A 24807-nucleotide genomic window follows, 5' to 3' on the forward strand; every position below is an offset into this window, starting at 1 on the left:
ATGCTGAACAGACGACGCTTCCTCGCCAGCGGCGCTGCCGCCGCGGCGGGTACTGCTGCGCTTGCCACCCAGGGCGCCCCGACGGCGGAGGCACTGCGCACGACAGACGCTGTCACCGTGCTGCCCAGTGATCCGCGGTACGCCGACCTGGTGGTCGGCAACAACTCCCGCTGGGTCGGCCGACCCGAGTCCGTCCGACTCGTCACCACCACCGCCCAGGTAGTCCGGGCCGTCCAGGAGGCGGTCAGCGCCGGCAAGCGGATCTCGGTCCGCGGCGGCGGCCACTGCTACGCCGACTTCGTCTTCAACCCGGCCGTCCAGGTCGTCATCGACACCTCGCAGATGACCGCGGTCAGCTACGACGAGGACCGCAAGGCGTTCTCCGTCGAGGCCGGCGCGACGCTGCTGCGGGTCTACGAGTCGCTGTACAAGGGCTGGGGAGTCACCATCCCCGGCGGTATGTGCTACTCGGTCGGCATGGGCGGCCACATCAGCGGTGGCGGCTACGGGATGCTCTCGCGGCGCCACGGCCTGACCGTCGACCATCTTCAGGCCATCGAGGTCGTCACGGTCGACGCCAGCGGCCGGGCCCGCGCGGTCATCGCGACCCGCGAGTCCAACGACCCCAACCGTGAGCTCTGGTGGGCCCACACTGGTGGTGGCGGCGGCAACTTCGGCATCGTCACGCGGTACTGGTTCCGTACACCCGGCTCGACCGGGTCGGATCCCGCGCAGCAGCTGATCCACCCGCCGCGCGAGGTACTGGTCAGTGGTGTCGGTCTGCCCTGGAGCTCGCTCACCCCGGCCGCGCACAAGTCGCTGGTGCGCAAGTTCGGCGCGTTCCACGCCCGCAACAACACACCCGACAGTCCGTACGCCGCGCTCTGCAGCTTCCTGATGATGAACCACAAGTCCAATGGGTCGATCGGTCTGCTGACCCAGATCGACGCCGGCGTACCGAACGCGGAGCGCCTGCTGCAGGACTACCTCACCGACCTCACCGCCGACCTGGACATCCAGCCGCTGCACTCGCCGGCCGGTGAGCTCGGGCCGCTGCCTGAGTTCTTCACGCCGCAGCGCCTGCCGTGGCTGTCGTCGGTCAAGCTGCTGGGCACCAGCAACCCGACCCTGACGAACCCGACCCTGCGGGGCCACCACAAGTCGGCGTACCTGCGTCAGGGGCTGACCGATGACCAGATCGCGGCGATGTACCGGCACCTGACCCGGGAGGATCACCACAACCCGGCGTCAATGGTCGTGCTGCTGTCGTACGGCGGCAAGATCAACAGCGTCCGCTCCGACGCGACCGCCTCGGCGCAGCGGGACTCGCTCTTCAAGGGCCTGTTCCAGAGCTTCTGGGGCGACCCGGACGACGACGCGGTCAACCTCGCCTGGACCCGCGACGTGTTCCGTGACGTCTTCGCGAGCACCGGTGGCTACCCGGTTCCGACGCCGACCGGCCAGACGGACGGCTGCTACATCAACTACCCGGACAGCGACATCACCGACCCGGCGCAGAACAGGTCCGGCGTTCCGTGGCACACCCTTTATTACAAAGACAATTACCCACGGCTTCAGCGGGTCAAGGCCGCATACGACCCGCGGAACATCTTCCGGCACTCCCAATCGATCGGCTTGCCATCATGACCTCAAGATCCAGCAGCGTCCAATCAACAGGTGGCGCTTTCGCGGTCCTGGCCTCGGTCCAGTTCGTGCTCATCCTCGGGATGACCGTGCTGAACGTGGCGCTGCCCGACATTCAGCAGGAGTTCGGCCTGAGCCGGGCCGAGCTGGTGCTGTTGAGCGCGTCGTACGGGATGTCCTTCAGCGGCCTGCTGCTGCTCGGCGGCAGGCTGTCGGACCTGTACGGCGCTCGCCGGGTCTTCATCGTGAGCACCGCCCTGTTCGCGATCAGTTCGGCCGCCGCCGGTCTCGCGCCCGGGTTCGGGGTGCTGCTGTCGGCCAGGTTCGTCCAGGGGGTCGGTGCTGCGTTCGCGGTGCCCGCAGCGATGGCACTGGTCGGCCTCGTGTACTCCGAGCCGGCCAGGCATGCCCGGGCGATGGCTGTCTGGGGTGGGCTCGCGGCGTTCGGTGGTACGGCGGGCATGTTGCTGTCAGGCGTTGTCGCCTGGTGGGACTCGTGGCGCTGGGCGTTCGTCGTACCGGTAGCGGTCTCCGTGGTGGCGGTGGCGCTCGCGTCGCGGATGCTGCCGCAGGGTGAGACCGCGCCGCGTGAACGGGTCGACATCCTCGGCGCGATCTTGGTCACCGCGGGCATCACCGTCCTGGGCTACGGCCTGGTCGAGGCTCCCGAGCGTGGCTGGACCTCGCCCCTGGTGCTCGTGACGTTGATCGGCGGCGTGGTGCTGCTCGGGCTGTTCGTCCTGGTTGAGACTCGGGTGAGCCGTCCGCTCCTGCCGCTGGCCTTCCTCTCGTCGCCGCGCCGGGCAGTGGCCCTGCTTGCCGTCTTCCTCGGCGCTGCCGGCATCACGACGATCTTCTTCATGCTGTCGCTGTACTTCCAGGAAGTACTGGGCTACTCGCCCCTGAAGGCCTCCGCGGCCTTCGTCCCGTTCGGTCTCGCTCTGGTAGCGACCGGTTCGAACGTCGGACGCCTGGTGGGCCGCTTCGGCCCGCGCGTCATCACGCTCGCCGGTCTGGTCGTCTGCGCGGCCGGACTTGGTGCGCTGAGCCTGATCAGCACCACCACGCCGTACGTCGGGCCGGTACTGGTCGGCCTGATCGTCTTCCCGGTCGGCGTCGGCATGGTGTTCGCCGGCGCGACTGTCTCGGCCACAAGCGATGTGCCCGCTGGACAGGCTGGTCTGGCCGGTGCGGTGGCGACGACCGCACTGGAGATGGGGCCTGCCGTCGGACTTGCCATCCTGGTCACAGTGGCCGCCGCCCGGACCGACGGGTTGACCGCCAACGGGACGGCCGGCGCCTCGGCGCTGACGTCCGGCTACAGCTTCGCACTGGCCATCGGGGCCATTGCGTTCCTGCTCGCGGCCGCCGGGTTCGCCGTACTGCGCGGACCGCGGGCGGTTGGTACCGAAATTCCCACGCTACAAGAAGAAGGAGCAGTACATGACTGATCGTTTCGGGGGCAAAGTCGTTCTGGTCACCGGTGCCGGTAGCGGCATCGGCCGGGCCAGCGCCCTCGCGTTCGCGCGCGAAGGGGCCACCGTGGTGGCAGCGGCGCGCGGTAGTGAGGGAATCAAGGAGACGGTCGCGCTGATCGAGGCGGCCGGCGGCAAGGCGAGCGCCGTCGAGGCCGACGTCAGCAAGGCCGACGACGTCGCCAACCTGGTCCGGACCGTGGTCGAGCAGCACGGTGGACTCCACATCGCGCACAACAACGCCGGTGTCTTCCCCAAGCCGGGACCGGTCGGCGACATCGACCTCGAGGTCTGGCAGCCCGCCATCGACATCAACCTGACCGGGCTGATGCTCTCGCTGAAGTACGAGATCCAGCACATGCGGGAGAACGGTGGTGGCGCGATCGTCAACACCAGCTCGAACATCGGTGCCCACGGCCGCCGTCCCGGGATGGCCGCCTATGCCGCCTCGAAGGCCGCCGCGAGCACGCTGACCCGGGTCGCCGCGCTGGACCACATCAAGGACGGCATCCGGATCAACGCCGTCAGCCCCGGTGCGACCGACACCTCGATGTCGCTCCGTCCGGGCGAGGACGCCGAGGGTCGCGCCGAGCGGCTCGCGAGCGTCGTGCCGATCGGCCGCGTGGGCGGTACCGAGGAGATCGTGTCGGCCGTGCTCTGGCTGGCCTCGGACGAGGCCGCGTTCGTGGTCGGTCACGACCTGGTCGCCGACGGCGGTGTCACCGCCTAGCACTGAGTAGATGGTAGACGCATTCGTTGCGTCCTAGGACGATCGGCGGGGCAGAGTAGCAGCTGTCCCGCCGATCTTTTTGCCCTGTAATACAAGGGTTTCACGACGAGTGGTGCGCCGTCAGGATCGTGGCGACCAGGCCGGGGAAGCGGGCGTCGAGGTCCTCGCGACGCAGCGACAGCAGCAGCTCCCGCCCGGAGGCGCGCTGGTTGATCACGCCGCTCTCGCGCAGCACCCGCCAGTGGTGGGTGAGCGTCGACTTCGAGACTCCCTCGACGATCGCGCCGCACGGGTACTCCCCGCCGCCGGCGAGAACCTGCAGCACTGTCATCCGCAGCGGGTTGCCGAGAGCGGCCAGGACGTCCTCGAGGCGGATCTGGTCACGGGTCGGGTGATGTGGCTCCAGCACGGCAGAAAGTGTACGCGGACAACCGTACTGACTAACTCCGTCAAGCCTGGTTGACACCCGTTGTGGGCGAACTGTACGACTATCCACGTACGGTCATTCATTCCACGGCTTTCTCTGGGGGAGTCTCATGCCGATCACCGCCTATGACTTCGATGTAGTTGTGGTGGGAGCCGGCCCAGTCGGCTCCCTGCTCACCGCTGAGCTGGCGCTGCAGGGCGTCCGCGTCGGTCTGCTCGAGGCGCTCGTCGCGCCCACCGGCCGGTCCAAGGCCGGCACGCTGCATGCCCGCACTGCTCAGGTTCTCGAGCGGCGCGGGCTGCTGGAGCTGGTGGCGGTGAACCAGTCCGGTCGCGGTCCGGTCCCGTTCCACTTCGCAGGCATGTTCGACCTCGATCTGGCCGAGGTCGTCGACGAGGGGCCCGCGATCGTGGGGAGCCCGCAGGCGTACGCCGAGCGCGTCTTCGCCGAGCAGGCCATCGGTCGCGGGGCTGAGGTCTTCCGCGGCGAGGAGGTCGTCAACCTCACCGATCACGGCGACCATGTGTCGGTGCAGACGGCCGAGGGCCGCTTCACCGCTCGGTACGTGGTCGGGTGCGACGGCCCGCGCAGCGCAGTGCGGAAGAGTGCGGGGATCCCTTTCACCGGTACGGAGGCGACCGTCGCCGCGATGCTGGGGGAGGTGCAGCTGCTGGATCCGTACAACGCTCCGCAGGGCTGGCAGCGCAACGAACGTGGCTGGACGATGGTGTCGGCCTCGCTCCGTGGACCGAGCCGGATCTTCGCCTACGACTTCCGTGGGCCGCACGAGAACCGGGACGCTCCGCTGACGCTGGAGGAGTTCAGTCAGACCGTCGACTACATCGCGGGCCGGCATGTGCCGATGACCGACGCCGGCTGGCTGACCAGGTTCGGCGACGCGGCGCTGCAGGCAGAGCAGTACCGCAAGGGCAATGTCTTCGTGGCCGGTGATGCCGCGCACGTGCATTTCCCGGCCGGCGGCCAGGGCGTCAACCTCGGTCTGCAGGACGCGCTCAACCTGGGCTGGAAGCTGGCCGCGGCGGTGCACGGCTGGGCGCCACCCGGTCTGCTGGACACGTACCACTCCGAGCGGCACCCGATCGGCGCGCGGGTGCTGTGGAACGTACGGGCGCAAGTCGCCCTCATGCAGCCCGACCCACGAGTCGACTGGCTGCGTGACCTGTTCCGCGAGCTGATGGGACTGGATCAGGTGAACGAGTACCTGGGCCGGATGATCAGCGGTATGGATGTCGCGTACGACGTGGGCCTCCCGGATGCGCCGCTGGCCGGTGAGCTGGCGCCGGATCTGCGCTTGAAGACCAGCGAAGGAATCATCACCGTGGCGCGGCTTCAGCACGAGGGGAAGGCGTTCTTGCTGGATCTCGCCGCGCGGGCGGACCTGCGAGCCGTGGCGGCCGGACGGCCGGACCAGCTGGAGGTGGTGAGTGCCACTGCCGACTCCTGGGTCGGCACTGACGCGCTGCTGGTGCGACCCGACGGCTACGTGGCCTGGAGCGCTCGCGGCCGCGACGACGACCCCATCACCCTCGACCGGGCCATCGCCCGCTGGTTCGGTCCAGCGCTGGTCTGATAGAAATATACAGACCTTACGGTCTGGTTTCACGCTGGTTTGCCCTGGTCTTACCCTGGGGCGAACCCGTCGGACCGAGGGAGGATGGATTCAGTGGCCCAGCAAGAGCGCGCGATCAGGACCCGGCAGGTGCTGCTGCTGGCGGCCGCGTCGGTCTTCGACGAGGTCGGCTACGACGCGGCCAGTATCAGCGAGATCCTGAACCGCAGCAAGATGACCAAGGGTGCGCTGTACTTCCACTTCGCCTCCAAGGAGGCGCTGGCCCTCGGCGTGATCGACGCCCAGACGGTCGATCTGGAGCTGCCCGAGACCGGGTCGAAGCTGCAGGATCTGGTCTGCCTGACCCAGCTGATCGCCACCCGGCTGCAGACCGACGTAGTGCTTCGAGCGGGGGTCCGGCTGACCGTCGAGGAGCGCACCTTGAACCTGCTGGGCGCCAGCCAGGCGAGCCCGTACGCCAAGTGGATCGAGATCTGCGGCGGGCTGCTGGCCGAGTCGAAGGAGAACGGCGAACTGCTCGGGCACGTCCAGCCCGCGGCGGTCGCGGAGCTGGTGGTGGCGTCGTTCACCGGCATCCAGCTGGTCTCCCAGGTCTACAGCCGGCGAGACGACCTCGCCGAGCGCCTGAGCACCTTCTGGCGGTACCTGCTGCCGGGGATCGCGGTGCCCGGAGTACTGCCGCATCTGGCCACCGAGCTGTCGCTCGCGCGCTGACGCCCCTGCCGTCTCAGGCAAGTTAGTTCCAAATTTGGGCGCTGGACAGAAACCGACCCTTTGGTTTGTTATGCTTTCGTATCCGACGGCAAGTGAGGCTCTGTCGGTGTGGAGGGGACGGGATTGTGTCAACGCGTTCGGTCATTCAACCGGCCTCGTCGATCGGTCAGCTCGAGGACCCGGTCGGTGAGTTCTACGGTCCGTTGTTCGCGTCGCTGCCGCGACGGGGGCAGCGCGCCACCGCGATGCGCTACGTGCATGGTCTGTTGACGGTCCAGGGGCGCAAGACGATGCGCTCACTCGCCGAGCAGTACGGCGGTGACGCCGAGCAGCAGCGGATGCAGCACTTCATCAGCAACTCTCCCTGGGACTGGATGCCGGTTCGCCAGGCACTGCGGGCCCAGTTGCAGCACAGCCTGGAGCCGCAGGCCTGGGTGGTCCGGCAGATGATCGTGCCGAAGGCAGGCAACCACTCCGTCGGGGTGGGGCAGGCCTTCGTCCGGATGCTCGGCCAGACCGTCAACAGCCAGCAGGCGTTCGGCGCGTGGGCGGCTTCGGAGACGGCGAGTACGCCGATGAACTGGCGTCTGCAGCTGCCCGAGGCCTGGGTGACCGACACCGATCGGCGTCGCCGGGCAGGGGTTCCGGAGCAGCAGGCCGAGACGTTCCCCGGTGAGGCAGCCTGCCGGTCGGTGCTGGATCTGGTCGACGGCTACCGGGACGCAGATCCGCTGCCGGCCGTACTGAGCGTAGGGTCACTCGACCTCGTCGCCGCCTTGCGGGAGTTCCGCGCCGCCGGAGTACCGGTGATGATCCAGGTCGGGGCAGGTCTGCAGTTGGCCGGAGCGGATGCCCGGCTGCAGAACCAAGCTGGTGAGTTGATCTCCGCCAGCAGGCTGGCGGATTCGGCCGGCGTCCTGCGCCGGCAGGTCTACTGGCTGGACCCGCAGCTCAGGTTGAGCCGAAGCTGCGCGGCGGCCATCCGGGTGATGCTGCCGACCCCGCAGGGCCGGCTGTCGCTGCTACTGCTGGCCGAGTGGGACAGGCCAGGCCCCAAGCCGGACAGATTGTGGCTGACCGATGTGACCAGCCGGTCGACGGCGGAGCTGCTGCGGTTGTCCAAGCTGGTCCCGCGGGTGGACCAGGATTTCGAGGCGATCGCCAAGGACGTCGGCATCCAGGACTTCGAGGGCCGCAGCTTCCAGGGCTGGCACCGGCACGCGACCCTGGCATCGATCGCACATGCCGTCCGCGCGCTGGCCGAGGCGGGCCAGACGCGTGTGGGGCTTGACGAAACGGCCTTGCGAGCAGTGTCCTGACGTACTGACCCAGCAGCACTCCGAACCCCTGATCCGCAGCCGCGGGTCAGGGGTTTTTCGTTGCCCCATTACAACGCTTGCTTGAGGAAGTGACCAAGTAACGGTGAGGTGACGAAGTCCGGTCGAATCCCTACTTCGCACCGCCCGGCCAAGCGATCTTTGTCCAGGCAGACAAGAGACTTTCGTTCGTTCTGAGGAGGATCCAGTGAGCGGTGCGACAGCCGGATACAGCAATCTCGCAGCGGACCCGCTGGCGGAAGCCGGGGTGGATCGTGAGTTTCTGCGATCGCTGCCGGCCGTTCAGCAGCCGGAGTGGCACGACGCCGCCCAACTGGCGGCGGTGACGAGCGAGCTGGAGGAGGCCCGGCCGCTCGTCGACGGGACCGAGATCGACACCCTGAAGGCGTTGCTCGCCCGGGTGGCGGCCGGCGAGCTGAACGTCCTGCAGGCAGGGGATTGTGCCGAGGACCCGGCCGAGTGCACCCCGGAGGCGGTCGCTCCGAAGGCGGCACTGCTCGACGTACTGGCTTCCGTGATGTCTTTGAACGCCGGCCGCCGCGTGCTCCGCGTCGGCCGCATCGCCGGCCAGTTCGGCAAGCCCCGGTCGAAGCCGACCGAGCACGTGGACGGCCAGGAGCTGCCGGTCTTCCGTGGCCACATGGTGAACGGGCCCGAGGCGGACCCGGTGTCGCGCCGGGCGCAGCCGGAGCGGCTGCTCGCGGGGTACCACCTTGCCGCAGCGGTATCCGGTGCGCTGCGGGACCGCGGTGCAGCCGGCGATCCTGTCGCGCACGCGCCGATCTGGACGAGCCACGAGGCGCTGCTGCTTGACTACGAACTGCCGATGATCCGTCGCGACTCCGACGGCCGCGCGCTGCTCACCTCCACGCACTGGCCCTGGATCGGCGACCGCACCCGTCAGGTGGACGGCGCGCATCTCACCATGCTCGCGATGGTGGCGAATCCCGTTGCCTGCAAGGTCGGACCGAGTACGACGGCAGACGACCTGCTGGCCATCTGCGAGCAACTGGACCCCGACCGCGAGCCCGGCCGGCTGACGCTGATCAGCCGGATGGGTGCGAACGCGCTGACCGACCGGCTACCGCCGCTGGTGGCTGCGGTGCGGGCCGCCGGACACCCGGCCATCTGGATGTGCGACCCGATGCACGGCAACACGATGAGCACGCCCAGTGGGTTGAAGACCCGCCTGGTCGAGCGGGTCATCCAGGAGGTACGGGACTTCCAGCGCGTAGTACCGGCTGCTGGTGGTGTGGCTGGTGGGCTGCACCTGGAGACGACGCCGACGGGCGTGACCGAGTGCGCCGATGACCTGAACCGCCTCCACGAGGTGGGCGACGTGTACACGAGCTTCTGCGACCCGCGGCTCAACCCGAACCAGGCGATCACCGTCGCCAAGGAGTGGCAGTCATGAAGGGCAAGGTAGCTCTCGTAACCGGCGCGGCCGGCGGCATCGGCGCTGCGGTGATCGAGTCGCTCGCCCGCGAAGGTGTCATCGTCGCGGCGGCCGACCGGTCCGAGCAGGTGCTGAAGGAGCAGGTCGAGCTGCTCGTCGCGGACGGGCTGCGGGCCGAGGCGTTCGGGCTCGACATCACGTCGAGCCAGGATGTCGCCGCTGTGGTGGACGAGGTCGAGCGCAGGCTCGGTCCGATCGACTACTTGGTCAACGGCGCCGGCGTACTACGGCTCGGCACCACTCGCGAGCTGACCGACGAGGACTGGGCCAGCACGTTCGCGGTCAACGCCACGGGCACGTTCTACGTCTCGCGAGCCGTGATCGAGCGGATGGCCGGCCGTCGTTCCGGGGCGGTCGTCACCATCGCGTCGAACGCAGGCAACACGCCCCGGACCGAGATGGCCGCGTACGCCGCTTCGAAGGCCGCCGCTGCGATGTTCACCAAGTGCCTCGGGCTGGAGGCCGCGGAGTACGGGATCCGCTGCAACGTGGTGGCGCCGGGTTCGACCGACACCGCGATGCTGACCAGTCTCTGGAAGGACGGCGCCGGCCCGGAGAGCTCGATCGCGGGCACCCCGTCGGCGTACAAGCTCGGTATCCCGCTGCGCAAGATCGCCCAGCCGGCCGACATCGCGGCAGCAGTGCTGTTCCTGCTGTCGGACCAGGCCGGACACATCACGATGCACGACCTCACGGTCGACGGCGGCGCAACCCTAGGCGTGTAAGGAGGACATGATGGCTGGAATTCCCCTGATCGAGACGTACGAGATGCCGGTGGCGAGCGAGTTGCCGGACAACATCGCCGGGTGGCAGGCGGACCCGGCGCGTGCGGTGCTGCTCGTCCATGACATGCAGCGGTACTTTCTCCGGCCGTTCGGCGACGCGGCACCGGTGAAAACCCTGGTGCACAACGCCGCACGGCTTCGCAAGGCGGCCGCCGAGCTCGGTATGCCGGTGGCCTACACCGCCCAGCCGGGCGGGATGACCGTGGAAGAGCGCGGCCTGCTCAAGGACTTCTGGGGTCCCGGCATGACGCCGTCGCCCGAGGACCGTGCGCTGGTGCCCGAGCTGGCTCCGGCCGAGGGCGACTGGGTGTTCACGAAGTGGCGGTACAGCGCCTTCCACAAGAGCGATCTGCTCGAGCGGATGCGTGCCGCGGGCCGCGACCAGTTGATCGTCTGCGGCGTGTACGCGCACGTCGGTGTGCTGATGAGCCTCTGCGACGCCTTCACCAACGACATCGAGGCCTTCCTCGCCGCTGACGCCGTCGCCGACTTCAACTCGGCGTACCACCAGACGGCTCTCATGTACGCCGCCGAGCGCTGCGCCGTCGTCGCGCCGACCGACGTGTTGCTCGGGTCCCTGGTCGCCGAGGAGGTCCTGGTATGACCGCCCTGCTCGACCAAGTACTTGCTGATGGCAACGGTGTACCGCCGTTCGCGCTGCTCTACCGACCGGAGACAGCCGGCCGTGATCGGGTCGACCTGATCGTGGGGGAGTCGGGCGCGGTCGAGACGCTGGCCGACATCCCGCTGGCTGCGGACGCACCTGCAGGGCAGCACGAGACGCTGGTCCTGGTGCCGTACCGCCAGCTCGCCGAACGTGGTTTCCAGTGCACCGACGATGGTGCCCCGCTGCTGGTGCTACAGGTCGCCGAGCAGGCCGTCGTACCGCTCGACGAGCTGATGCGACGGTTGCCGAACCTGCCGACGCCGCTGGTCAACGGGCGGTTCGACGTCGAGGACGAGACGTACGCCGAGATCGTGCGCCGGGTCGTCGAGGACGAGATCGGTACCGGCGAGGGCGCGAACTTCGTGATCAAGCGGTCGTTCACGGCCGAGATCACCGGGTACGGCGTCGCCCACGCGCTGTCGTTCTTCCGCCGGCTGCTGAGCTCGGAGACGGGCGCGTACTGGACCTTCGTCGTGCACACCGGCGACCGGACCTTCGTCGGCGCCACCCCGGAACGGCACGTCAGCGTCTCCGGCGGTACCGCCGTGATGAACCCGATCAGCGGCACCTACCGTTATCCGGCCTCCGGCCCGACCCTCGACGGCGTGCTCGGTTTCCTTGCTGATGGCAAGGAGACCGACGAGCTCTACATGGTTGTCGACGAGGAACTCAAAATGATGGCCCGCGTCTGCGACGGCGCCGGCACGGTCGTCGGCCCGTTCCTGAAGGAGATGGCCCGGCTGGCCCACACCGAGTACCTGATCGAGGGCCGGACCAGTCGCGACGTCCGCGAGATCCTGCGCGAGACCCTGTTCGCGCCGACCGTCACCGGTAGCCCGCTGGAGAGCGCCTGCAAGGTGATCAGCCGGCATGAGCTCAATGGCCGCGGCTACTACAGCGGCGTGGTCGCGTTGATCGGCTCGGACCCGGCCGGTGGCCGGACGATGGACTCTTCGATCCTGATCCGGACCGCCGAGATCTCCAGCGCCGGCCGGCTCTCGATCGGCGTCGGCGCCACGCTGGTCCGGCACTCGGACCCGTTGTCCGAGGTGGCCGAGACGAGGGCGAAGGCGGCTGGGCTGCTGGCCGCGCTGGCCGGCGGTACCGGTTCGCGGTTCGCGGATCATCCGGAGGTTCGTAGCGCCCTGCAGGGTCGCAACGCCGGTATCTCCGGCTTCTGGTTCAACGACCGGTCGTTGCCTTCGGCAAGGCCTGACGATCTGGCCGGCCGGAGCGTGCTGGTGATCGACGCGGAGGACACCTTCACGTCGATGATCGCGCACCAGCTGAGCTCGCTCGGCTTGACGGTCACCGTTCGGCGGTACGACGAGCCGTACCGGATCGAGGATCACGACCTCGTCGTGGCCGGTCCTGGGCCTGGCGATCCGGGGGAGTTGCAGCACCCGAAGATCGCGCACCTGCAGGGCACGATCAAGCGGCTGATCGCGGAGGAGCGCCCGTTCCTGGCGGTCTGCCTGAGCCACCAGGTGCTCTGCGGTGTCCTCGGGCTGGAGGTCGAGCGCTGCCCGAAGCCCAACCAGGGTGTGCAGAAGGAGATCGACCTGTTCGGCCGTCCGACCCGGGTCGGCTTCTACAACACCTTCGCCGCACGCTCCGCGACGGACCGGATCGGCGACGTCGAGATCAGCCGGAACCCGGTGACGAACGAGGTGCACGCGCTGCGCGGACCGCGGTTCGCGTCGATGCAGTTCCATGCCGAGTCCGTGCTGACCGAGGAAGGCGTGCTGTTGCTGCACGACGCCTTCAGCCGGTTGCTCGCCAGCAATGTGCTGGTGTCCCGATGAGCACGATCCTGGTCGCCGGGGGTGGCATCGGCGGACTCGCGACGGCGGTGTCGCTCGCCGAGTGCGGCCACCGGGTCGTCGTCCTCGAACGGCAAGCGGCTTTCGCCGAGCTCGGCGCCGGTATCCAGATCGGCCCCAACGGGTTCCGGGCGATGGACCTGCTCGGCATCGGCGACGAGGTCCGCGAGCGGGCGGTCTACATCGACGAACTGCGATTCATGGACGGTACTACCGGGCAGCGCGTGCAGAGTCTGCGACTGGACGACGACTACCGCGCCCGCTTCGGCAACCCGTACGCCGTAGTCGCCCGCGCCGACCTGTATGCCCCACTGCTCGCCGCGGCCCAACGGTCACCGCTGATCGAGCTGCGGAGCGACTGCGCGGTATCGGGCTATCAGCAGGACGCGGACGGCGTCACCCTGCAGCTGGCCAAGGGCGAAAGTATCCGGGGCGACCTGCTGGTCGGTGCCGATGGCATCAGGTCCACGATCCGGCGGCAACTGGTCGGCGACGGCGAGCCGCGGGTGTCAGGGCACACCATCTACCGGTCCGTCATCCCGATGGAGCTGGTCCCCGAGGACCTCCGCTGGCACGCGGTCACCCTGTGGGCCGGGCCGAAGTGGCACTTCGTGCACTACCCGATCGCCGGTGGGACGCTGCTGAACCTGGCAGCCACTCGAGACGACAGCGCGTCAGTGGCGGTGGCAGGTCAGCCGGCCGAGCGTTCACACGTGCTCGGGCAGTTCCCGGATCTGGGCGAGACAGCCCGGCGACTGCTGGAGCTCGGGGCCGACTGGCGGGTCTGGGTGCTCTGCGACCGGGACCCGATCACGGAGTGGTCCGATGGCCGGGTAGTCCTCCTCGGCGATGCTGCGCACCCGATGCTGCAGTACGCGGCTCAGGGCGCCTGTATGGCCCTCGAGGACGCCGTGCTGCTGGGTGAGCTGCTCGACTGCCCGGACGGCGAGGCGCAGTACCAGCTGGAGCGGTTCGTCGAGGCCCGGCGCGATCGCACTGGGCAGACGACCCTGGTCGCGCGGGAGCTCGGGACGCAGCTGTACCACCCTGCCGGCGAGGCCAGGGTGGTACGCAACGACATGCTGTCCGGGCTGTCGGTCGAGCAACTACAGGACAAGGTCGCCTGGCTGCACGGGTTCGACGCCGCCCGGGTACCAGATCTGAGTTCTAGCGGACGGTGACGGTCGCGAAACCGCCTCGGACGGTGTTGTTGCCGTCGGAGACCTCGATCCGGTACATCTGCGAAGTACCGGACGGGGCCGTGGTGTCGGTCAGGGTGACGTTCGGGCGGCTCCAGAAGGTGGAGTTCGCCGTCGTGGTCGCGACGACCGTGTTGGAGCCGCTCCGCAGCAGCCGGTAGGTCAGGGTGATGTCGTCCTTGTCCAGCGACGTCTGGACGGTCGCCTGCACCCGGCCGGCCGTCGTACTGGACAGGGTCGGCAGGACCGGGCCTAGCGGCGCAGCGCCCGCACCCAGGTTGGTGAAGCGGGTCAGGCCCTGCTGGCCTGCTCCGTTGACCGTGGTGAAGTCGCCACCGACCCACAGGTCCGAGCCGCCGGTTGCCGAGACGAGCGGGCCGACCTCGGTGGGCGGGCCTGCGTTCGTGTTCGGGAACCAGGGACCGAGGCTGCCGTCGGCTGGGTTCTGCAGGAGCAGGAAGTGGGCTCCAGTGCCGTCCGGGAAGGCCCCCGGGCAGCTGTGCGCGTGCGAGCCCTTGAACAGCCAGCCGTTGACCATCGTGATCGTCTCGGTGGCGCCGAGGCAGGTGTTCTTCCAGACCAGGTTGCCGGTGGCGATGTTCGCCGCCCAGGTCCCGTCGAAGCAGCCGCCGCCGTCACCGGCGTTGGAGAAGTACACGACCCCGCCGCTGGTCTCGATGTCCTTGACCCGCGTCGTGCAGCCCGGCTTCGGCACCGGCACCGCGGTAGAAGCCGCGAACGGCAGCAGTGCGCCGGTCGAGTTGTCGACGCTGGCCACGGCCCAGTGGGCCACGCCGCCGACCTTGGCGAAGGTGCCGCCCAGGTAGACCTTGGAGTTGTCGTCGGCCGCGTCGATCGCGTAGACATCTGCGTCGGCGTTCGGGTTCCACGGCAACAGACTGCCGTCGACCATGCTGATCGCCGCGGCGCGGTTGCGCGCGACGTTGTTGACCAGGCCGAACGAGCCACCGAAGTACAGGCTGGTACCGCCGACAGCCAGCGTCTTGACCCGGTACGAGACGTTCGGCTTGATGTTGGGCAGCAGCGCTCCCGTGGTCGCGTCGAAGGCGGCGATCCGGTTGCGGACCTGGCCGTCGACGCGGGTGAAGTCGCCGCCGATGTAGATCTTCGAGCCATCGGGCGACGCCACGATCGACCAGACGAAGTTGTTCACGTCGTGGTTGAAGGTGGTGTCGAGCGCGCCGGTGGTCTGGTTGAAGGCCGCCAGGTAGGTCCGGACGGTCTGGCTGGTGCCGGGTGCGGCGCCAGGCGGGCGGACCCGGGTGAACCGGCCGCCGACGAACGCCTTGCCCTTGGCCACCGCCAGACCGAGCACGCTCGCGTCGGTCTGCCAGGTGGAGCCCGCCACCGCGGTGAGCGAGGCTCCGGTACCAGGTGCCGGCAGCGCGGGCAGGATGGCCAGCGCGAGCCCTGCCGCACCGAGTGCAGCAGTGATTCTTCGTAATCTCATGTGTGTTCCCCCCTTGGGAGTGCCGGACCCCCTCCGGCACTCCCTTTATCTAGCGAGCGTCGTAATGCGTTACGACTTGGTCCGCATCCAGCGCGATCGGGTAGACGGCGACCTCGTCGACAGTGCCGTTGATGCCGGCGTTGGACGGGCCGTTCGGCCAGCCGCCCAGGTTGTCGGCGCCGATCCGCCAGTAGCCGGTGTAGCCCTCAGCGGCCGCGGTGTTCTGGGTGCCCTGCAGGACACCGTCCAGGTAGAAGTTCTGCGCACCCGGCGAGAACGTGCCGACCACGTGGTGCCACTGGCCGTCGTTGGTGCCCGGCGCCGAGCTGATCGTCCGGGTCGAGCCGTCGTACAGGCCGAACACCACCGTGCCGTCGTTCTGCAGGTAGATGTGCCGGTCGTACTGACTGCTGGTCCCGTTCGCGCTGTTGCCGAAGCCAACGATCTTGCCGCCGCCGGTCGAGGTGGTCTTGTACCAGGCCTCGACGCTGAAGTTCTGCGGCTGGCTGAACACGGTCTGCCCGATCATCCGGCCGGACCCGTCGAAGTCACCAGCGGTGTTACCGCCACTGGTCAGTACGCCGGGAACGCCCAGCGTCACCCCGGAGTACGGGCCGGTGTTGCCCTGGCCGGACGAGTCGGTCGCGTTGGCCGTCCCATTGGCCTCACCGAGCCGCCAGTACGCCGTCGGGCCGTCCGCCATCACCTGCTGGTCGTACGGGGCGTCCACGCTGGCCACGGTCACCGCTGCCGAGTAGTCACCGCGCAGGGTGTTGTTCCCGTCGGTCACCTCGATCCGGTAGACCTGCGAGGAGCCTGGGGTCAGCCCGGTGTCGGTGAAGGACAGCCAGGGCCGGTTCCAGAACCGCGAGTCGGCCGTGTACGTGGCAACGACGGTGTTGCTGAAGCTGCGCAGTACCCGGTAGGTCAGCGTGATGTCGTCGTTGTCGACGACGGTCTGGAAGTTCACCTTGACCTGGCCGGCCTTGTAGCTGACCGGGACGACCTTGGCCGGCTTGGCCGGGGCCGCGCCTGCTCCGGTGTTGGTGAAGCGCGCCAGACTCTGCTGACCGGCTCCGTTGACCGTGGTGAAGTCGCCGCCGACCCAGAGGTCGGTACCGCCGGTCGCGGACACCAGTGGGCCGACGACGGTCGGGCCGCCGGTGTTGGTGTTCGGGAACCAGGGACCGAGTTCACCCGTGTCGAGGTTCTGGGTGAGCAGGTAGCGACCTGCTCCCTGCGGGAACCCGTTGCCGCCCTGGTAGCTGCAGTCGTGGGCGTGCGAGCCCTTGTAGAGCCAGCCGCTCACGACGGTGACCGTCTCGGTCGCGCCGAGGCAGTTGCTCCGCCACACCAGGTTGCCTGAGGCGACGTCGGCCGCCCAGGTCCCGTCGAAGCAGCCGCCACCGTCACCGGCGTTGGCGAAGTACACCCGGTCGCCGCTGGTCTCGATGTCCTTGACCCGCGAGGTGCAGCCGGCGTTCGGAGCCGGTACTGCGCTCGCCGCCGCGAAAGGCTGCAGGGAACCGTCAGTCGGGTCCAGACTTGCCACGGCCCAACTCGAAGTACCGTTGATGGTCGCGAACGTGCCGCCCACATACACCTTGCTGCCGTCGTCGGCCGCGTCGATCGCGTAGACGTCGTTGTCCGCCTGGGGAGCCCAGGGGAGGAGCGCGGCAGTGCTCGTGGTGACCGCCGCCAGGCGCGGCCGGGCGATGTTGTTGACGAGCCCGAACGAGCCGCCCAGATAGACCGTGCTGCCGGAGACGGCGAGCGCCTTGACCCGGTACGACACCGACGGCTTCCAGTTGGAGACCAGGGCGCCGGTCGCGGTGTCGAACGCGGCGACCCGGTTGCGGGTCTGGCCGTCGACAGTGGTGAAGTCGCCGCCGACGAAGACCCGGGAACCGTCGGCCGTGGCCGCGATCGCCCAGACCATCCCGTTCAGGGTGTGGTTGAACCCGGTGTCCAGCGCGCCGGTGCTCTGGTTGAACGCGGCCAGATAGGTCCGCGCGGTCTCACTCGTGCCGGCTGCCGCACCCGGTGGCCGGACTGTGGTGAATCGTCCCCCTACGTACGCCTTGCCGTTCGCCACCGCGAGTCCTTGCACGCTGGCGTTGGTCTGCCACGCCGGACTCGTCAGAGCCGACAGCGAAGCGCCGATGCTCTGGGCCGGTGCTGCTGGTGACAGCAACGCTGCCACCAGCAGTCCGCCCAGCGCGAATATCCCCACCTTCTTCAAGACATCCCCCCTCAAGGATGTACTCCCAGGCCGCCTGGTGCGGCCGGGAGTCACATGCCCGGGCTCACTTCACCTTCACGGCGATCGCCGGGCCCTTCATGATGTTTCTTCCGTCGTGGATCTCGACGTGGTAGCTGACCGACTGGCCCTTCTTGACGCCCTTGTCGACGACCGTGATCGTCTTGCGCGTCTGCCAGTAGTACGTGGTGAACTTCTGCGAGCTGATGTTGGTCGCCCCGCGGAACACGTTGTAGGTCAGAGTCAGGTTGTCCAGGTCGTAGCTGTCCTTGAAGCTGATGGACACCTGGTTGGTCACTGCGGTCGACAGGGTCGGGACCTTCGGTGCCGCCGGCGCCGCGCCCCCCGCGGCGTTGGTGAACCGGGTCAGGCCCTGCTGGACCTTGCCGTTGACGTGCAGGAAGTCGCCGCCGACCCACAGGTCGTTGCCACCGGAAGCGAACGCCAGCGGGCCGACCTGGGTGGTGCTGTTCGGGTTGGCGTCGGTGTTCGGGAACCACGGCCCGATCTTGCCGTCGATCCCGCTCTCCACCAGCAGGTAGTGCGTGCCGGTCCCGTCCGGGAAGGCGCCGCTAGAGCTGCAGTTGTGGGCGTGCGAGCCCTTGTAGACCCAGTTGCCGATCGCCTTGATCGCCTCGGTCGCGCCCAGGCACTTGTTCTGCCAGAGCAGCTTGCCGGTCGCGGCGTCCGCGGCCAGCACGCCGTCGTAGCAGCCGCCGCCGTCGCCGCCGTTGGAGACGAAGACCTTGGTACCGAGCGTGTCGATGTCCTTGACCCGGGTGGTGCATTTGAGCGTCGGCTTCGGGATCGCCGCCGCGGCCGGGAAGGCGAACGCGTTGCCGCGGCCGTTGTCGACCATCGCCAGCGAGTAGTGGTCCTTGCCGTTGATCGTGGTGAACGGCCCGCCGACGAACACCCGGGTGCCGTTGTCGGACAGGTCGATCGCGTACACGTCGTCGTCGGCGTTCGGGTTCCACGGCAGCAGGTCGCCCTGGATCAGCCGGACCGCGGCCAGGTGGTTGCGGACGGTGTTGTCGACCCGGCCGAACGAGCCGCCGAAGAAGACGCTGTTACCGAAGATCGCGATCGCCTTGACCCGGGTCGCGACGGACGCGTCCCAGGCGGAGACCAGCTTGCCGGTGGCAACGCTGAACATCGCGATGTGGTTGCGCTTGATCCCGTTCACGGTGGTGAAGTCGCCACCGATCACGACCCACTTGGCGTCCGGGCTGGTCGCGATCGCCCAGACGGCGCCGTTCAGCTTCGGCGCGAACGCCAGCGGCGCGCCGGTGGTCCGGTTGAAGGCGGCCACATAGGTACGGACCGCCTCACCCTGGCCGGCCGCCTTGCCGGGCTGCCGGATCCGGGTGAACAGGCCGCCGGCATAGACCACATTGCCGGCGGTCGCGAGCGCGTTCACGCTGGAGTTGGTCTGCCACGACGTCTGCTTGATCGCCGACACGGCCGAACCGAAGCCGCCGTTGGCGGCTTGGACCGGTGGCCCGGACGGGATCAGCGCCGCGGCGAGCACCGCGGCGACCGTGACAACTGCCAGAACTAACTTCTTCATCAACTTCCTTAGGACTGGGCGGGGGGAAAGTCCATTAGCGTCCGTAACCTAGCGCCGGTGGGAACCCGACTGGAAGTCAGGCTCCCACCGGCGTTATGACTTTGTGCTATGAAGCTTTCGCCGTCCGCTCAGCGTGCGCTTCCGCGTGGCTGCTGGTCAGCCGGCGTTGTAGTGAGCTGTGACCTGGCCGGCGGTGAGCGCGTACGGGTAGACCGCCGCTTCGTCGATGACCATGCCGGTCTGGGTCGCGCCGCCACCTGACCAGCTGCTGGTGGTGTCGTTGCCGACTCGCCACCAACCGTAGTACAGGGAGGCCTGCCCGATCGTCTGGCTGCCGGCCAACACGCCGTCGATGTAGAGCTTCATCGCGCCGTTGTCGTAGGTGCCGACCGCGTGGTGCCACGCGCTGTTGTTCTTGTTCGACACGCTGTTGATGGTGCGCTGGGTGCCGTCGTTGATACCGAACGTGACCTGGCCGTTCGAGCGCAGGTAGAGCATCCGGTCGTTGGCGCTGCTGTTCCCGGTCTTCGAGTTGCCGAAGCCGATGATCCGGCCGCCGCGGGTGATGCTCTGCTTGAACCAGGCCTCGACGGTGAACTGCTGCGGGAACGAGTAGGCCTTCTCGCCGATCATCCGGCCGGTGCTCGAGCTGGTCGTCGCCGCCGTGTTGCCGGCCACCTTGCCCGCGGTGCCCAGCGTGATGCCGCTGAACGTGCCGTTGTTGCTCTGCCCGGAGGCGTCCACCGAGGTGGTCGTGCCGAGCGCCTCGCCGAGCCGCCAGTACGCCTGCGGCCCGTCGGCGTTGACGATCTGGTCGTACGCCGTGCTCGCGGTGCTCGCCACCGTCAGCGGGTCGGAGTAGTTGCCGCGGATCGTCGTACTGCCGTCCGAGACCTCGACCCGGTAGTTGGTCACCTCACCCGGCGTGACGTTCGTGTCGGTGTAGTGCAGCCAGGGCCGGTCCCACGGCGTCGACTTGGCGGACCAGGTCGCGATCGTGGTGTTGCTGAAGCCCTTGAGCAGCCGGTACGTCAGCGTGCTGTCGTCGTTGTCGTTGACCGTCGGGAAGTTGATCTGGACGACACCCGGCTGGACCGAGTACGGGAGCAACTTGGCCGGCTTGGCCGGCGCGGCGCCCGGGGTCGCGTTGGTGAAGCGGGTCAGACCCTGCTGGGCGACACCGTTCGTGTGCAGGAAGTCGCCGCCGACCCACAGGTCCGAGCCGCCGGTCGCGAACGCCAGCGGACCGACGTTGGTGGTGCTGTCGGGGTCCGCGTCCGTGTTCGGGAACCAGGGGCCGAGCTTGCCGTCGACCGGGTTCTGGCTGAGCAGGAAGCGGTAGCCGAAGCCCTGAGGGAAGCCGCCGGCGCCCTGGTTGGCGCAGTCGTGCGAGTGCGAGCCCTTGTACAGCCAGCCGTTGACCATCTTGAGCGCCTCGGTGGCGCCCAGGCACTGGCTCTTCCACTTCAGAGCGCCGGTCGCGATGTCGGCCGCCCAGGTGCCGTCGAAGCAGCCGCCGCCGTCACCGCCGTTGCCGAAGTACACGGTGTCGCCGCTGGCGTCGATGGTCTTGACCCGGGTGGTGCAGGAGCCGTTCGGCGGCGGGACCGCGGACGAGCCCGGGAAGGGCAGGACCGCTCCGGTCACCGGGTCCAGGCTGGTGACGGTGTTCTGGCTGGTGCCGTTGACGGTGCTGAACTGGCCACCGGCGTACGCCTTGGAGCCGTCGTCGGCCACGTCCACGGCGTACACGTCGCCGTTCACGGAAGGCGCCCAGGGCAACAAGGTGCCGGTGTCCGCGGTCACCGCGGCGAGCCGGAGCCGGTCGACGCCGTTGACGAGCCCGAACGAGCCGCCGAAGTACACGGTGCTGCCGGAGACTGCGATCGACTTGACCCGGTACGAGACCGAGGGCTTCCAGTTCGCGACCAGCGCGCCGGTGGCGGTGTCGAAGGCGGCGATCCGGTTGCGGGTCTGGCCGTTGACGGTGGTGAAGTCACCGCCGACGAAGATCCGGGACCCGTCGGCCGACGCGGCCACGGCGTACACCTGGCCGTCGAGGACCGGGTTGAACGACGCGACCAGGTTGCCGGTGGTCGAGTCGAAGGCCGCCAGGTACGCCTGGCCGACCTCGTTGCTGCCCAGCGGCGAGCCGGGCGGCCGGACGCTGGTGAAACGCCCACCGGCGTACGCCTTGCCCGCGGCCACGGCGATGCCCTGCACGCTGGCATTGGTCTGCCAGACCGGGCTGTCCTGCGCGGAGAGCGAGGCCTCGATGCTCTGGGCCGACGGTGCGAGCACCATGATGCCGGCCCCCGCCAGCAGCGCTCCGACTGCGCCCAGGCGCGCGAATAGCCATCTCTTCTTCATCCTGCGGTGTCCCCCCTCGGACAGGCGCCTACCCCGGCGCCCTACAAGTGATTCCCGTTGTTCGTGATCCCCAGAATTCCCCCGAGAACAGAGTAGGCCACAGAAAGTGAGCTTTGACCAGTCACCAAACGGTTATCGTCGGCGAGTTGCCAGCTTTCGTCACGTTGCGTGAACGTTACGGACGATTGCCGCTCCACCCTTGCGATGCCTATATCCTGGCCCCGGCAAGGAGCCGGTCACCTCGCGTGACCAGTGTTGGGAAATTGGGGGACCGGAATGGAACCGGGCACTGTCGTCTGGCGGGACACCGCACAGTCACTGCTGAGGCACAAGTGGCTGATCATCGGATGTGTCCTGCTGGGGATCGGCGGCGCCGCCTTCTTCTCGCTGTCGCAGACCGTGCGCTGGACCGCGTCGAGCCAGGTGGTGATCGGGCCGGCCGTACCACCGGCCCTGGTCGGCAATCTGCCGACCGGCACGGACAAGACCGGCCCGCTCGGCCTTGATCTGCCGGCCGAGACGCAGGCGCGGGTGATGGCCAGCCCGGCGATCCTGCGGGAGGTCGCCAAGTTCCTGCAGATGCCGACCACGGACGACTCGATCCAGTCGCTGGCGAGCGTGACCCGGGTCAAGGCGGTCACCGACAACGCCTACCTGATCACCATCGACGGCCCGACCGCCGAAGAGGCGGTCCGCCGGGCGAACGCGATCGCGCAGATCTACCTGGCGCAGCGCAGCCGGGAGGCCAAGAACCTGCTGGTCACGCTGGCCAGCCAGGCCACCGACCGGGCCAAGACCGCGAACGCCCAGTCGAAGAACCTGGTCACCCAGATCAACGAGGCGCAGGGGCGTGGCGACACGTCGGGCGCGAGTTCGCTGCGTGACCAACGGGTCGGCCTGGCCACCGAGGCTCGGCAGGCCGCTGACGAGGCAGCCGCGATGAACAAGGCGCTGACGGGTGTCGGCGCGAGCAGCACGCTCGTCACGCCGGCCACGACGGACACCGCGTCGTCGTCCCCGTTGGTAGCGCGCGACATCACCGTCGGCGCGATCCTCGGCCTCGTGCTCGGGTTCGGTCTGGCCTTGCTCAGCACGCATCTCAGCCCGTTCATCCTGACCCGCGACCAGGCTGCCCGCTCCGCCGGTGCGCCGGTCATCACCACGGCGATCGGCTTCCGGCGGTACCGGCTCGGTTTCCGGTTGCGGTTCTGGCTGCGGGCGACTCCACAGTTGCCGGCCGCGGAGACGATGGCGCTGGGCACCGAGGCGAGTGGCGCGCTGGCGCGGCGTGAGCTGAACCCGAAGGGCATTGGGGCCAGCGGCGCCGGTGCTCTGCTGGTCGTTTCTGCTTCGCCCAACAGGAATACCGCGGGGATCGCGCTGGCGATGGCCGAGGCGAGCGCGCGCGATGGTCGCGAGACGTTGCTGGTGCTGGCCGATCTGCGCAGTGCGCCGGTGCTTTCGCACGTGACCGACCACGAGGGTCTGAGCGACCTCGTCACGGAGCCGGCGCCGACTCGCGCGGTACGGGCTCGCAAGATGTTCCGGCCTGGCACAGTGGCCGACCTGTACGTCCTGCCTCCGGGGCTGAGCCACGACGAGTCGGCGCTCGCCGTCGCGCCGTCGCTGGTGCCCGGCATCGTGGCTGACCTGCCCCCGGGCTACTCGGTCGTCGTCCACGGACAGGCCTCTGTCGGCCGGCACGGGATCTCGCCGCTGGCCTCTGCCGTCGATGCGTCGGTGGTGGTGGTACAGGTCGGTCAGGACAAGGAGACCGAGCTGAGCCGTCTCACGGCGGCCCTGAAGTTCGCGGGGGCGCCGGTGCTGGGCGTCGTACTGATCGGTGCTTCGAAGCACGACGAGACGCTGGGCATCCCGGCGAACTTCACCCCGGCCGAGACCTCCGCTCTGCCGCTGCGCTGATGGGGCTGGGATGACGCTGACGGCACCGCCGGTGCCGGGAACGGTCGAGGAGCCGGACAGCACCAAGGCGAGCTGGCTCTGGATCGCCATGTGGTGCCTGCTGGTGCTCGGCGTGCAGCCCTGGTCCTCGCGCGCCGCGGCGCCACAGGGGTCGACGGGGTCGACCAACAGCCTGATGAAGGGTGTGCTGCTCGGCGGGATCTTCCTGATCTGTCTGGCGGCGACGAAGCCGGGGTTCCGGACCCGCTCGAGCCCGGCCACCACGATGTACGTGGTCTATGCGCTCTTCGCGACGGCGACGGCGTTCCTGCTCGCCGATCCGGGCGGCCCGCTGCTGCGGCTGGCGCGGCTGATGATCGGTCTGGTGCTGCTGCTGATGCTGTGGCGGCCGTTGATCCGGGTGCCGGAGCGGTTGATCCGCGCGCATCTGATCGCGCATCTGCTGCTGGCGCTGACGGTCGTGCTCAGCGTCATCTGGCGGCCGACGGTGGCCTGGAGGCCGCTGACTTCGTTCGGTAGCGGCTACCGGCTGCAAGGCGTGCTGATCCCGATGCTGCCGCCGCGGGTCGGGGAGGTCGGCGCACTCCTGCTGGGGTTGGCGATCATCGCGTTCTTCGCCCGCAAGCTGTCGTTCGTACCGGCCAGCGTGTTGATCGGCCTCGGCGTCGTACTCGTCGCTGCCAGCCGGACCCGGACGGCCGCGGCGGCGATCGCCGTCGGTCTGGTGCTGGCCTTGTTCCTGACGCGGAAGACCTGGTTCGCCCGGATCGCCTCGATCTCCGTACCGGCCCTGATGGGGCTGGCGTTCCTGGTGGTTCCGACGCTGCACAACTGGTTGCTGCGCGGGCAGGGGACCAAGCAGATCAGCTCACTGAGCGGCCGGACCACGAGCTGGCACTACGTGATCGACGAAGATGTCTCGCTGCAGACCGCCATCATCGGCCACGGCCTCGGCAACAAGCGCGTCCTGCTGCGTCGTGGCGAGGGCGACATCGACGTGATGGCGATCGACAACAGCTGGCTGAGCCTCTACTGGGAGACCGGCCTGCTGGCCGTCACCATCGTGGGGATCGCCTTCATCATCGCCTGGATCTCGGTCCTCCGAGCCCCTACGCCGTACGTGAAGGCCAGCGGCGCGTTGCTGCTCGGCTATGTCTCGGTGGCGTCGCTCAACGAGAGCGGCCTGTCCGACCTGAGCTCGATGACCCTGCACCTCCTGGTCGCCGCCGCGGTCTGCGACGCCGACCGGATGAGAGCCAGAGCCCATCCACCTCCACCGAAACCCCCCAAACAGCGCTGGGTCTAGCCGCGGCGACACCCAGCCCCGCCACCTGCTCCGGCTGGCGCCGCACCCGGCAACAGCGC

General features: G+C 68.6%; 18 protein-coding genes. 13 read left to right on the top strand and 5 right to left on the bottom strand.

Features of this window, described 5'->3' with window-relative positions; translation table 11 throughout:
* From OHA70_RS26780 to OHA70_RS26790, 3 genes are read left to right on the top strand one after another with little or no spacing between them, the layout of a single operon-like run.
* Window positions 1-1647 (top strand): FAD-binding oxidoreductase, encoded by a 1647-nt coding sequence (locus tag OHA70_RS26780; protein ID WP_328322340.1) that lies wholly within the window; start codon window positions 1-3, stop codon window positions 1645-1647.
* Window positions 1644-3095, top strand: coding sequence for an MFS transporter (locus tag OHA70_RS26785; protein ID WP_328322341.1), 1452 nt, complete (start codon window positions 1644-1646; stop codon window positions 3093-3095). The genes OHA70_RS26780 and OHA70_RS26785 overlap by 4 nt, the downstream gene beginning before the upstream one ends.
* Window positions 3088-3849, top strand: a complete 762-nt coding sequence (locus OHA70_RS26790) for an SDR family NAD(P)-dependent oxidoreductase (RefSeq protein ID WP_328322342.1) — start codon at window positions 3088-3090, stop codon at window positions 3847-3849. Before OHA70_RS26785 ends, OHA70_RS26790 begins: the two co-directional genes overlap by 8 nt.
* Before the next feature lie 100 nt (window positions 3850-3949).
* Here the strand turns inward: OHA70_RS26790 and OHA70_RS26795 are convergent, their stop codons facing one another.
* Window positions 3950-4258 carry an ArsR/SmtB family transcription factor gene (locus tag OHA70_RS26795; RefSeq protein ID WP_328322343.1) on the bottom strand — a complete coding sequence of 103 codons (309 nt, stop codon included), beginning with the start codon at window positions 4256-4258 and terminating at the stop codon, window positions 3950-3952.
* 127 nt (window positions 4259-4385) lie between these two features.
* Here OHA70_RS26795 and OHA70_RS26800 point away from each other — a divergent pair, with 127 nt between their 5' ends.
* The 8 genes from OHA70_RS26800 (at window position 4386) to OHA70_RS26835 (ending at window position 13830) form a co-directional block, all read left to right on the top strand.
* Window positions 4386-5867 (top strand): FAD-dependent monooxygenase, encoded by a 1482-nt coding sequence (locus OHA70_RS26800; protein ID WP_328322344.1) that lies wholly within the window; start codon window positions 4386-4388, stop codon window positions 5865-5867.
* Between the two features lie 93 nt (window positions 5868-5960).
* On the top strand, window positions 5961-6581 hold the full coding sequence (locus tag OHA70_RS26805) for a ScbR family autoregulator-binding transcription factor (RefSeq protein ID WP_328322345.1): 621 nt from the start codon (window positions 5961-5963) through the stop codon (window positions 6579-6581).
* 125 nt (window positions 6582-6706) lie between these two features.
* Complete coding sequence (locus OHA70_RS26810; RefSeq protein WP_328322346.1) at window positions 6707-7900, top strand: IS701 family transposase; 1194 nt, start codon at window positions 6707-6709, stop codon at window positions 7898-7900.
* 205 nt (window positions 7901-8105) lie between these two features.
* Complete coding sequence (locus OHA70_RS26815; RefSeq protein WP_328322347.1) at window positions 8106-9332, top strand: 3-deoxy-7-phosphoheptulonate synthase; 1227 nt, start codon at window positions 8106-8108, stop codon at window positions 9330-9332.
* Window positions 9329-10099 carry a 2,3-dihydro-2,3-dihydroxybenzoate dehydrogenase gene (locus OHA70_RS26820; protein ID WP_328322348.1) on the top strand — a complete coding sequence of 257 codons (771 nt, stop codon included), beginning with the start codon at window positions 9329-9331 and terminating at the stop codon, window positions 10097-10099. The genes OHA70_RS26815 and OHA70_RS26820 overlap by 4 nt, the downstream gene beginning before the upstream one ends.
* A gap of 10 nt (window positions 10100-10109) precedes the next feature.
* The gene (locus OHA70_RS26825) at window positions 10110-10763 is read left to right on the top strand and encodes an isochorismatase family protein (protein ID WP_328322349.1); all 654 of its coding nucleotides are present in this window, start codon (window positions 10110-10112) and stop codon (window positions 10761-10763) included.
* The gene (locus OHA70_RS26830) at window positions 10760-12631 is read left to right on the top strand and encodes an anthranilate synthase family protein (protein WP_328322350.1); all 1872 of its coding nucleotides are present in this window, start codon (window positions 10760-10762) and stop codon (window positions 12629-12631) included. Before OHA70_RS26825 ends, OHA70_RS26830 begins: the two co-directional genes overlap by 4 nt.
* Window positions 12628-13830, top strand: coding sequence for a 3-hydroxybenzoate 6-monooxygenase (locus OHA70_RS26835; protein WP_328322351.1), 1203 nt, complete (start codon window positions 12628-12630; stop codon window positions 13828-13830). Before OHA70_RS26830 ends, OHA70_RS26835 begins: the two co-directional genes overlap by 4 nt.
* On the opposite strand, the gene OHA70_RS26840 is transcribed toward OHA70_RS26835, so the two are convergent.
* From OHA70_RS26840 to OHA70_RS26855, 4 genes are all read right to left on the bottom strand, one after another.
* Window positions 13817-15319, bottom strand: coding sequence for a fibronectin type III domain-containing protein (locus tag OHA70_RS26840; RefSeq protein ID WP_328322352.1), 1503 nt, complete (start codon window positions 15317-15319; stop codon window positions 13817-13819). The genes OHA70_RS26835 and OHA70_RS26840 overlap by 14 nt on opposite strands.
* Window positions 15320-15368: 49 nt before the next feature.
* Window positions 15369-17552 carry a LamG domain-containing protein gene (locus OHA70_RS26845; protein ID WP_328322353.1) on the bottom strand — a complete coding sequence of 728 codons (2184 nt, stop codon included), beginning with the start codon at window positions 17550-17552 and terminating at the stop codon, window positions 15369-15371.
* A 73-nt stretch (window positions 17553-17625) separates the two neighbouring features.
* Entirely contained in the window at window positions 17626-19149 is a 1524-nt protein-coding gene (locus OHA70_RS26850) for a fibronectin type III domain-containing protein (protein ID WP_328322354.1), read from the bottom strand.
* A gap of 156 nt (window positions 19150-19305) precedes the next feature.
* A complete protein-coding gene (locus OHA70_RS26855; RefSeq protein ID WP_328322355.1) occupies window positions 19306-21519 on the bottom strand; it encodes a LamG-like jellyroll fold domain-containing protein in 2214 nt (737 codons plus the stop codon).
* Window positions 21520-21795: 276 nt separating this feature from the next.
* Between OHA70_RS26855 and OHA70_RS26860 the strand changes: the two genes are divergently transcribed.
* Together OHA70_RS26860 and OHA70_RS26865 are read left to right on the top strand one after the other, a co-directional pair.
* Complete coding sequence (locus OHA70_RS26860) at window positions 21796-23442, top strand: Wzz/FepE/Etk N-terminal domain-containing protein (RefSeq protein WP_328322356.1); 1647 nt, start codon at window positions 21796-21798, stop codon at window positions 23440-23442.
* A gap of 10 nt (window positions 23443-23452) precedes the next feature.
* The gene (locus OHA70_RS26865) at window positions 23453-24748 is read left to right on the top strand and encodes an O-antigen ligase family protein (RefSeq protein WP_328322357.1); all 1296 of its coding nucleotides are present in this window, start codon (window positions 23453-23455) and stop codon (window positions 24746-24748) included.
* The last annotated feature ends 59 nt before the right edge of the window (window positions 24749-24807 follow it).

It is taken from the genome of Kribbella sp. NBC_00382 (assembly GCF_036067295.1).
In the GTDB taxonomy this organism is placed as follows: Bacteria; Actinomycetota; Actinomycetes; order Propionibacteriales; family Kribbellaceae; genus Kribbella.

What these genes read in the sequence shown, in the direction of transcription:
- OHA70_RS26780 (WP_328322340.1), top strand. Translation starts at nt 1, where the DNA reads ATGCTGAACAGACGACGCTTCCTCGCCAGCGGCGCTGCCGCCGCGGCG.
- OHA70_RS26785 (WP_328322341.1), top strand. Translation starts at nt 1,644, where the DNA reads ATGACCTCAAGATCCAGCAGCGTCCAATCAACAGGTGGCGCTTTCGCG.
- OHA70_RS26790 (WP_328322342.1), top strand. Translation starts at nt 3,088, where the DNA reads ATGACTGATCGTTTCGGGGGCAAAGTCGTTCTGGTCACCGGTGCCGGT.
- OHA70_RS26800 (WP_328322344.1), top strand. Translation starts at nt 4,386, where the DNA reads ATGCCGATCACCGCCTATGACTTCGATGTAGTTGTGGTGGGAGCCGGC.
- OHA70_RS26820 (WP_328322348.1), top strand. Translation starts at nt 9,329, where the DNA reads ATGAAGGGCAAGGTAGCTCTCGTAACCGGCGCGGCCGGCGGCATCGGC.
- OHA70_RS26825 (WP_328322349.1), top strand. Translation starts at nt 10,110, where the DNA reads ATGGCTGGAATTCCCCTGATCGAGACGTACGAGATGCCGGTGGCGAGC.
- OHA70_RS26830 (WP_328322350.1), top strand. Translation starts at nt 10,760, where the DNA reads ATGACCGCCCTGCTCGACCAAGTACTTGCTGATGGCAACGGTGTACCG.
- OHA70_RS26835 (WP_328322351.1), top strand. Translation starts at nt 12,628, where the DNA reads ATGAGCACGATCCTGGTCGCCGGGGGTGGCATCGGCGGACTCGCGACG.
- OHA70_RS26840 (WP_328322352.1), bottom strand. Translation starts at nt 15,319, where the DNA reads ATGAGATTACGAAGAATCACTGCTGCACTCGGTGCGGCAGGGCTCGCG.
- OHA70_RS26850 (WP_328322354.1), bottom strand. Translation starts at nt 19,149, where the DNA reads ATGAAGAAGTTAGTTCTGGCAGTTGTCACGGTCGCCGCGGTGCTCGCC.
- OHA70_RS26855 (WP_328322355.1), bottom strand. Translation starts at nt 21,519, where the DNA reads ATGAAGAAGAGATGGCTATTCGCGCGCCTGGGCGCAGTCGGAGCGCTG.
- OHA70_RS26860 (WP_328322356.1), top strand. Translation starts at nt 21,796, where the DNA reads ATGGAACCGGGCACTGTCGTCTGGCGGGACACCGCACAGTCACTGCTG.
- OHA70_RS26865 (WP_328322357.1), top strand. Translation starts at nt 23,453, where the DNA reads ATGACGCTGACGGCACCGCCGGTGCCGGGAACGGTCGAGGAGCCGGAC.